1 protein-coding gene and 1 pseudogene are annotated in these 5,562 nt (G+C 65.5%); both read left to right on the forward strand.

The genetic code is table 11. The features are described from left to right. Positions 1-12 precede the first annotated feature (12 nt). A complete protein-coding gene (locus tag ACFCYE_RS17855; protein WP_376180855.1) occupies positions 13-4,629 on the forward strand; it encodes an Ig-like domain-containing protein in 4,617 nt (1,538 codons plus the stop codon). Between the two features lie 139 nt (positions 4,630-4,768). Further along, a pseudogene (locus ACFCYE_RS17860) lies at positions 4,769-5,562 on the forward strand (hypothetical protein); the annotation flags it as partial.

Raw genomic sequence — 5,562 nt, forward strand, 5'->3', positions numbered from 1 at the left:
CATGACTGGAGTGTGAATTCTGCGCCGGAGCCGAAGCGTAAGAGCGTGTTGGCGGTGGAGGCGGGTGGCACGGTGTCGTACAACGTGTTGCCGGACTGGATCGACCCCGACGGCGACGACGTCTACCTCCAGGATGTGAGTGCGTCCTCGGGTGATGAGGTCGACTTCACCACGGACGGGCAGATCACCTACCGGGCGATCGCGAGCCCGCCGGGACGTCACGAGGTGCAGGTCTCGGTTGCGGACGGCTCAGGAGAGTTGGCGACGGGCGTCATCCAGCTGGATGTCCGCCCGGTGGGATCGACGCTGCCGAAGACGAACGCCGACCACGTGGTGACGACGGTCGGGTCGCAGGTCACAGTCGCGCCGTTGAGCAACGACACCAGCTCCAGCCGCGAACCCCTGCGCTTGAACCGCGTGGACGCCGTGGATCGGGCGACGATCACCCCCGACTATCCGAACAAGACGTTCACGTTCACCTCGAACTCGCCCGGCGTGTACTACGTGCAGTACCTCGTCACGGCAGGCGTCCCCTCCGCCACCGGCATCGTGCGCATCGACGTGCAGGAGCCGACGGAGGAGGACCTCGCACCCATTGCTGTCCGTGATGTGGCTCTGCTTCCGACCGGTGGGGAATCACTGGTCGGGGTGCTGAACAACGATACGGATCCGGGTGGTGGGATCCTCGTGGTGCAGTCGGTGACAGTCGAGCCGGGCAGCGGTGTGTCGGTCTCGGTGTTGAATCATGAGACTCTGCGCATCGGTGATCAGGGTGGCCTGGATGAGCAGGTCCGCATCAAGTACCGCATCTCGAACGGCACGAAGACCGCCGAAGGCGACGTGGTCGTCATCCCGATTCCCGCACCGGACAAGCTGCTCCCGCCGGTGGCGAATGACGATACGGCTGTGGTGCGTGCGGGTGATGTCGTGACGATCCCGGTGCTGGACAACGACACGCACCCCAACGATGCGGCGATGCATGTCGAGCCGGAGCTGGTGGAGCCGTTCATCGACCCGGAGGACGGCGAGGCGTTCGTCTCCCAGGATCAGGTGCGTTTCCGTGCTGGTCCTGAGGCGAAGACGGTCTACGCCACGTACAACGTCGTGGATGAGAACGGCCAGGTCGACGCGGGGTACATCACGATTCAGATCCTCGCGGTCGATGAGGAGAAGAACGCCGCCCCTCGGCCGCGGGATGTCACGGCTCGCACGCTGAGCGGGACGACGACGAACATCGCGATCCCGTTGGACGGAATCGACGCCGATGGAGACTCCGTCGAACTGCTCGGGCTCGACTCGAACCCCAAGAAGGGGCTCGTCACGGTCGAGCAGAACTATCTCGTCTACGACGCCTATGAGGACTCCACCGGGGTGGACACCTTCACCTACAAGGTGCGCGACAACCTCGGCAAGGAAGGGCTTGCCAGCGTCCACGTGGGCATCGCACCCAGCGAGGAGTCGAACCAGTCTCCGTACGCCGTGAAGGACGCCGTCGTCGTGCGGCCCGGCCGTGAGGTCGCGGTTCCGGTGCTGGCGAACGATTCCGACCCGGAGGGCGACAAGATCGCCCTCGTGAAGAATGGCGTGACGCTGCCGCCGGACGTGCCGGGACTGGAAGGCCGTGTGTCCGGCGATCGCGTTCTGGTTCAGGCGCCCGATAACGAGATCGAGACGTCGCTGCAGTACTCGATCGTGGACGAGCGCGGAGCGGAGGCCGACGCCGTACTGCAGATCACCGTCGACGAGGATGTCCCCCTGCTGTATCCGATCGCTCGCGACGACCGGGTGAAATCGGAGGACGTCAAGGACGAACTCACGATCGACGTCGATGTCCTCGCCAACGACGAGGATCCCGACGGCACCACCGACTCTCTCGAACTGACCGCGGAGGCCGGAGGCAGGGTTCTCGAGAATCGCAAGGTGCGCGTCACCGTCGGCGAGGAACGTCAGCTCATCCGCTACACGCTCACGGATCAGGACGATCAGTCGACCTCCTCGTTCATCTATGTCCCTGCCGTAGCGGATCTGCGACCGACGGTGGACACGACGAAGTCGATCGAGGTCGTCAGCGGGGAGACGATCGACGTCCCGCTCAGCGAGTACGTGACGGTCGCCGGTGGCGGTGACGTGGTGATCACGGAGGCCGAGAAGGTCAGCGCTGCCCATTCCAACGGCGCGAACCTCATCAAGGATGAGAAGACGCTGGTCTACACGTCCGCTGATCGCTACTTCGGCTCTGATGCTCTCACCTTCGAAGTGACGGACGGCACGGGTCCCGACGACCCGGAAGGTCGCAAGGCGACGCTGTCGATCCCGATCACCGTGCTCCCGCCGGCGAACCAGCCGCCGACGTTCACGCGCGGTGAGATGAACGTCGCCCCTGGCGAGGAAGCAGCCGCCATCGACCTGGCGGCGCTGACCGATGATCCCGACCCGGAGGATGCCGGCAAGCACACGTTCACCTACGTGAGCGGAGCCGGCGACGGATTGAGCGCACGCGTCGACGGCGACCGTCTGCTCGTCGAGGCGTCCTCGAACACGCCCAAGGGCACGGCTGCGACCCTGATGCTGCGCATCACGGATGGTGAGACCGACGCCATCGAGGGCACGGTGGACGTGGCGGTCACGGCATCCACCAGAGAACTGCCCACCGCCAACACCGATACCTTCGCAGAGACGAACCAGGGCGAGACGATCACGGTGTCCCCGCTCGAGAACGATGTCAACCCGTTCCCCGGCGAGGGCGAGCTGCGGCTTCTGCGGGCGGAGCGCGAAAGCGGCGAGGGAACGACGCAGATCGTCGGCGACCAGGTGGAGGTCACCCCGGCCGCTGACTTCGTGGGCACGATGGTCGTCCGTTATCGGATCGGTGATGTCACGGAGGATCCGGATCGTGAGGTGGATGGTCAGATCGTTCTGACGGTGCAGGGTGTTCCGGATGCTCCGGGCAAGCCGACGGTGTCGAGTGTGCAGGATCGCAAGGTCGTGCTGTCGTGGTCGCCGCCGGCGAACAACGGTGCTGAGATCACCGGTTACACGGTCCGTTCGGTGCAGGGCGATGCGTATGAGAAGCAGTGCGATTCGACGACCTGCACGCTGGATGGCCTCACCAACAACGTGAAGTATCTGTTCCAGGTGACCGCGACGAACCGCGTCGGCGAATCGGACCCCTCGCCGTCCTCGGCGGAGGCTCGCCCGGACGCGCGACCCGATACTCCGACCGCTCCGACGCTCACCTACGGCGACAAGCAGCTCACCATCAAGTGGAAGACTCCGTCGACTCCTGGCTCGCCCGTCGAGTACTACACGCTGGAGCTCTCGGGGGGACTCGGCGCGGGGCAGAAGACGAACATCACCGGCAACTCCTACACCTGGACGGGGCTGGAGAACGGCTCGTCGTACACGGTCCGGATTCAGGCGCACAACCTGGCTCCGGAGCCTTCGAGCTGGAGTCCTGACTCGCTGCCCGAGGTTCCGTCGGGTCCTCCGTTCGCTCCCGCCGCTCCGACGACCGCGGAACTCGCCCCCGTCGGCGACCGGGCTCAGATGGAAGTCCGCTGGGTCGCGCCCAACGACAACGGCGACTCGATCGACGGCTACCAGGTGCAGGTTCTCCGAGGCACGACTGTCGTGCAGACCATTGCGGTCGGTGCGGGAAAGTCGTCCCAGGCTGTACCCGTGGACACATCGACGACCTCGTACACGTTCAAGGTCAGGGCGGAGAATCGGTCGAGTTGGGGCGCATGGAGCGATCCATCAGCGCCGCGTCGTGCTGCGATCAAGCCGGGCACGCCTGGCACGCCCGCGGTGACCGCCGGCGATACGAGAGTCACCGTCGACCCCGCGTCGTACCGGCTCGCAGCGTCGGATATGAACGGGGCGAGCGAGTCCGAGATGCGCTACCAGTTCAGCCTCAACGGCGGTGGCTGGCAGGAGAATTGGGACGGTACGACGATCTCGGGCCTGAACAACGGCACGTCGTACACGGTTCGGATCCGCGCGGTTGCGAACGTCGACGGCAAGAACTACATCTCGGACCCGTCCGGGGCTTCCGAGGGGCGGACTCCGTTCGGCGTTCCGCCCAAACCGAACGCATCGGGGCAACGCAACGCCACGTCGGTCACGTTCAACTGGAGCGCCAACGGGAACAACGGCGCCCCCATCGACGGTGCCCGGATCCGCATCGACGGCGGCGGATGGCAGTCGGTCAACGCCAGCGGATCGAAGACCGTCGGCAACGGATACTCCGAGCAGCACACCATCGAGGTGCAAGTGCACAACAAAGCCGGCTGGTCGGCATCGGCGACGGCCTCGGCGACCTCCGGCGCGAAGCCGAAGGCAACGGCTCAGACGGTCAGGGGGACGCCAGGGTACTGGCCTGAAGGATGGGGTGGGGACGGCTCATGCACGTCGGGTTCCTGCGCCTATATGGCCGTCAAGGTCGCGAACTTCCCGGCCGGTGATTACGCGCTGGTCTGTCACGATTCCGGCGGGAGCTGGGGCGGCAGCGTCAAGGTCCACGTCGGTGCGAACGGCACATTCGATGCCAAGTGCTTCTACGGCGTGCGCGGTAACAAGGTGTGGGTGACGATCAGAGGCTGGGGCGACGCCGACGCGACGAACTGGTAGCGACGATGTCCGAGATGGGGAGTCCTCCCCATCTCGGACATCCAGCGTGCGCGGTTAGGATGTCCCGGTGCGACCTGTGGGCTGAGCGGATGGCCTCGCGCACCACGAGGTCTGATGCTGTTCCAGGGGGGAACCGGTTATGAAGGTGCTGAGTTGGGTCCGTGCGCGGCCGAAAACGCTGGCGTCGGCGGCCGCGGTCACCGCCGGCGTCGTGACGATCACGACGCTCGCCCTCGCCTACGATGGCAATCCCACGACCGAGGTCGATCTGAATGACGGTGGTGTGTGGATCACGAAGTCGTCGAATCTGTTGGTGGGGCATTTCAACAACGAGTCCGAGTTGTTGGATGGTGGTCTGCGGACGACGGGCGAGAATTTCGACATCCTGCAGGATGAGGCCACGGTGGTCGTGGTCAATCGTGAGGAGTCGACGGCGACGACGATCGATCCGGCGCATGTGATCCTCGGCGACAGCACGGCGATCCCGGGCGGGGGCAAGGTCGCGTTGGGAGCCAAGACGACCGCGATCCTGGACACCGAGTCCGGTGACCTGTGGGTCGTCCCTGTGGGAGGTCTGGCCGGATTCGAGTTCGTCAGCAAGGAACCGCTGCTCGAGCTCGGCCGCAACGCGGATATCGCCGTCGGGCATGACGGCACGGTCTTCGCCGTGTCCGCTGCGGATGCCGCGGTCTACACGATCCCGGTAGATCCGCAGGGTGAGGCGCTCGAGCCGACGACCGCGAGTGTCGACGGACTGAAGAAGGACAGCACACCGACGATCACCGTCGTCGGCACCACGCCCGTCATCCTTGATCCGGCTCGCGGCATCGTGACGACCCCTGGTGGTTTCGTGACGGAGATCCCGGGGGGTGATACGGCGGTTCTGCAGCAGGCGTCTGGGGGTGCGGAGTCGGTGGTGGTGGCGACGGCTTC

The organism is Microbacterium sp. NPDC056234, assembly GCF_042267585.1.
Lineage (GTDB): Bacteria > Actinomycetota > Actinomycetes > Actinomycetales > Microbacteriaceae > Microbacterium.